This is a genomic window from Flectobacillus sp. BAB-3569 (genome assembly GCF_002270355.1).
GTDB lineage: Bacteria > Bacteroidota > Bacteroidia > Cytophagales > Spirosomataceae > Flectobacillus > Flectobacillus roseus.
On sequence record NZ_NJFZ01000040.1, the window covers coordinates 1 to 4,048 of the forward strand.

General features: G+C 41.0%; 1 protein-coding gene. It reads right to left on the reverse strand.

All coding sequences use genetic code 11. From position 1 onward, the window contains the following. On the reverse strand, positions 1 to 4,048 hold a 4,048-nt coding region (locus tag BWI92_RS24920; RefSeq protein WP_304529119.1), incomplete at both ends, for an SdrD B-like domain-containing protein.

Here is a 4,048-nt window from a genome sequence, read left to right on the forward strand (position 1 = left end):
CGTAATATTCACCGTATAAGCTCCAGCAGTTGATACGCTAATTGAAGACGTTGTTGCTGAAGTATTCCAACTATAAGTAGCATTGGTAAATCCAGTGACTGCCAAAGTTGTTGTACTACCTTCACAGAATTCAACTGCTTTAGTCGTTGTTGGAATAGGACTCACTGTAATACCAACTGTCGCAGTAGTTGTACAACCAGAATTACCTTCGATAGTGACTGTATATGTTCCTGAATTACTTACTGAAACATTCGACAGTACAGGGTTCGTTGTTGTGGCAGTAAAGCTTGCTGGGCCGCTCCATGAGTAAGATTTTACGCCAGAACCAACCGTTGCATTTACATTCAAATTAACCGAACCTCCTGAACAAACAGTTGTCGCACTTGCTGAAGCATTTACATTAAATGTTTCAGTTGTCAAAGTTACGGTTCCTGTCGCAGAACATCCATTATTTGTGACTACCACTTGATAACTTCCTGCTGTACTTACATTGATTGTTGCAGTATTTGCGGTAAATCCATTTGGACCTGTCCAAGCAAAAGTACCACTAGAGTTTGCTGTAAGCGCTACTCGACCATCTGGGCAGATTACTCTATTTCCAGAAATAGTCACCACTGGATTTTCTTTTACCGTCAAAGTTGCTGTGGTAGAACCCACACAACCTAATGAAGTAGTTCCTACTACGGTATAAACGCCATTCATTGTGGTAGCCGCACTATTTGAAATCAAGGCTTGAGCAGATGTTGAAGTAAATCCGTTTGGACCTGTCCATGAATAAGTACTTGCACCTGTAGCTGACAATTGAGCAACACCTCCTACACAAACCTCAACATTAGATACATTTATCGTGGCTGCAGGATTCACGGTTACACTTGCAGTAGCTGTACCTATACAGCCAGTAGCATTAGTTCCTGTTACTGTGTAAATTCCTTGTGAATTTACTGATGGTGACGCACCAGTTGCCGTAAAGCCATTTGGTCCCGTCCACGAATAAGTACTTGCACCTGTTACACTCAAATTCAAACTTTGTCCTTGACAAATCGTTCCACCCGTAGCTGTCAATGCTGGTAAGGTATTTACTGTTACCTGAACTGTTGTTGATGCACTACAAATATTACCATCACTTACGACTACTGTATAAGTTCCAGAATTTGCCGTTGTCGCACTTGCAATCGTTGGATTTTGCTGTGTCGAAGTAAAGCTTGATGGGCCACTCCATGAGTAATTAGAGCCTGAGCCATTCGCCTTCAACTCGATTGTTTGACCTTGACATACGACTGTATTTACTAACGTTGCACTTACTGTTGGTAAAGCATTTACTACAACATTTACTGTAGCCGTTGTCGTTGCTGAACAAGCATTATTAGCTGTTACTGTTAAGGTATATACTCCCGATTGAGCGGTTGTTACGCCATTGATTGTTGGGCTTTGACTTGTACTTGTAAAGCTTGCTGGGCCACTCCATGAGTATTGAGATACCGTTGGAGTTCCTGTTACGACTGTTGTAAGTTTCACCGTTGAACCTGCACAGTAAGTATTTTTATCAGTGCTTACGCTAATTTCTGCCGCTGGGCAATTTACACCTGCATCAACAGTCAAGTTAGATGTGCCAGGAATTGTGATTGATACTACATCAGTTGTACCTGTTAAATCCGCATCACCATCCTTTGTATCATCTCCGCCAGCATCTTTCGTTGAAATCACATAGCCTGCTGGTAAAGTACTTGTCGAGAACACAACTTTGTAATCTCCTAAACCTAGGTTATTAAATTCATAGATACCCGAAGAATTAGTCGTTGTCGTTGCTAAGATATTTCCTAAGCCATCCGTCAATGTTACCGTTACATTATTTACTCCATTTAGCGGTGTTTCATTTTGGATACCATCTCTGTTGGTGTCATACCATACTAAATCTCCAATTTTCGAAGGTTTAAATAAACCAAAATCAACCGTTAAGTTTGAAGTATTATCAGTATCTCCATCGTTTACAGGCTCTGTATAAGGAACTAATGTAATCGCTTTAGTGATAATTTCAGCACCTACCAATGTACCATTATCATCGTTATTTACATCATTATCAGGATCTGGTGTCGCACTACCTTCGTAAGGTCCTGTTGCGCTACCATTTTTACCTGTTGATGAAATATACCCAGCTGGTGCAATGATTCCTACAATATAATTATCTGGTTCAAGACCTGTAAATAGATAGTTACCTGTAGAAGTTGTTACCTGTGTCGCTATCGCTACTCCGTCTGGAACATTGTCATTATTAGCATCACGATAAAGTTTTACCGTAACATTCGAAATACCTGACTCGCCAGCATCTTTGATACCATTGTTATTCAAATCATCCCATACCAAATCTCCAAGTTTCAAACATTTGTCTAATGAAATACTGATGGTAGTTGCAGCAGTACATCCATTCGCATCCGTAACTGTCAAAGTGTAAACACCTGCATAAGTTGGTGAAGAAATTGGAATAGTTGGGTTTTGAATAGTTGAGCTATATCCAGCAGGACCAGCCCATGAGTACGAACCATCTATTCCGCCGCCATTACCATACAAACTGATAGGAGCACCTTGACAAATTATTGTTCCACCTTCGCTACTAGCAGTGGCTGTTGGAACAGGATTAACAAATACAAATATTTCTGAGGTTGCAGTACATCCAAAACTATCTGTCGCTTTTACATTATAGAAGCCTTCATTTACTTCTTGAGCACCAGCAATTGTTGGGTTTTGACTTGTACTAGCAAAGCTACTTGGGCCACTCCATGTATAAGAAGCAATAGTAGCTCCACTTGCAGCCGTTGCATTTGCTTTCAATTCGATTGATGAGTTATTACAAACAGTAGCATCAGTTACTGAGGCCGTTACTGTAGGTTTTGTTCTAACTACCACCTCAACCGTAGCAGTACCTGTACAACCTCCCGTTCCAGAAACGGTTACTGTATAGATACCATTCAAGCTAGTACTTGCATTTGTTAAAGAAGGAGTTGCTGAAGTTGATGAATACCCATTTGGTCCTTCCCACAAATATGAGGTTCCTCCAGATGTTGATAAAGTAACAGTACCTCCAATACAAACTGGAGAGTTCGTCGTTGCTACTGGCGTTGGTTTACTGTTATAAATAACATCTACTGAACGTCTTGCACCTGCAGGGGTCTCACAACTTGTAGTAGTATTTTTACAAGAAACAAAATAAGTAGCATTTGCAGATACTGCCACAGTATAAGCATTTCCAGAAGTCAACACTGTTGTTGAGCTTTGTGAGCTGTACCAAACAGGAGTTAAACTTGCATCTCTACAATTTGCAGTAAGTGTTAAATTACCCGTACCACAAACAGAACCACCTTGAACATCAGCAGCAGCTGGTGCATCAGGAATAAGATTCACTGTACCTACCACTGGAGTTCTTCCGCCAATAGCTACCTCACAAAGCGTGGTATTGTTTTTACATGCCACATAATATGAAGTCGTTGCCGAAATACTTGGGCTATAAGTTGTACCTGTTGACAATACAGTAGTCGATGTCTGACTAGCGTACCATTGTACCGTTTCACCTGCACCACAAGTTGCTCCTAGTGTTAATACACCACTACCACATCTTGAGTTGTTTGTTACATTACTAGGACTTGGTGCTGGTGGTATTGGATTTACTGTACCTACTACTGCTTGACGTGAGTTCGTCGCAGTTTCACACGTTGTTGTATTGTCTTTACAACCTACATAATAAGTCGTCGTGGCCGTAATACTTGGTGCATAACTTGTACCTGTCGTCAATACACTTGTTGAAGTCTGACTAGCATACCATTGTACCGTTTGACCTGATGAACATACTGCACTTAGGTTTACTACTCCACTGCCGCAAACTGCACCTCCTTGTACATTACTTGAACTTGGTGCTGGTAAGTTTGGATTTACTGTACCTGTTACTCCTTGACGTGTTCCTGTTGTCGTTTCACAAGTCGTTGTGTTGTCTTTACAACCTACATAATAAGTCGTCGTTGCTGTCAAACTTGGGGCATAACTCGTACCTGTCGTCAAC